The organism is Oceanisphaera ostreae (genome assembly GCF_042676125.1).
Classification (GTDB): domain Bacteria; phylum Pseudomonadota; class Gammaproteobacteria; order Enterobacterales; family Aeromonadaceae; genus Oceanimonas; species Oceanimonas ostreae.
Window position 1 is genome coordinate 1 of sequence record NZ_JBHTJS010000024.1, and the last position, 807, is coordinate 807.

1 tRNA gene is annotated in these 807 nt (G+C 44.5%); it reads right to left on the bottom strand.

The features are described 5' to 3' along the window. Nucleotides 1-450 precede the first annotated feature (450 nt). A tRNA-Glu gene (locus tag ACFQ1C_RS06135) sits at nt 451-526 on the bottom strand. Nucleotides 527-807: the final 281 nt, after the last annotated feature.

Consider the following 807-nt stretch of genomic DNA (forward strand, 5'->3'; position numbering starts at 1 on the left):
ATCGCCTCTGACTGCCAAGGCATCCACCGTGTACGCTTAGTCACTTAACCATACAACCCCAAGAAGCCTCTTTATGTGTGTTGCTGCTGGCGATTTCGTCGTTATGACACTCACTCATTTAATCACATAGAAAAACTATGCTCATAAACTCGTTCCTGTCATGCCTAGAACTCGCTGCGCGACAACTCACCTAATTGATGCTTCGAAAAACATGAACTAGGTAGACATAAATAATGAGGAATCTTTAAGCGGGGTTGTGCGCATCAGTGACTGATGCTTACAACTTATTTCGCCAAGAATTTCTAAGACACTTGCGTATCAAGAACTACAAATTATTTCTATCAGCTTTCCAGATTGTTAAAGAGCAAGAGTAGTTAAACTCTAAGCGTTAGACTTTAAGAAAATTGTTCTTCTCTTACAGCGTAATGCTTAGTGTTTGAGTGGCTTTAATGGCGTCCCCAAGGGGATTCGAACCCCTGTTACCGCCGTGAAAGGGCGGTGTCCTAGGCCTCTAGACGATGGGGACAAAACTCACGGTTGCGAAGCTTCGCTTCGCAGTGAATTTTGTAAAGGCGAGCGGTGAGCTCAGCGAACCCGAGCGACAAGAATAATACTACCCCTGTGCACCACTGGTTGGCACCTTTTCAAAACACACTCTATGACTTTTGCAGAAGATTCTATTGCAAGCCGGAGGCTTACGAATCGTTCCCAAATCGCACATTTACTGATAAAGGCATGTTAGTGTCATTGGCTATAGGCAAACCAACCACCACGCCTTTATCAAAAGCGCTCTACTCATATCAAGCA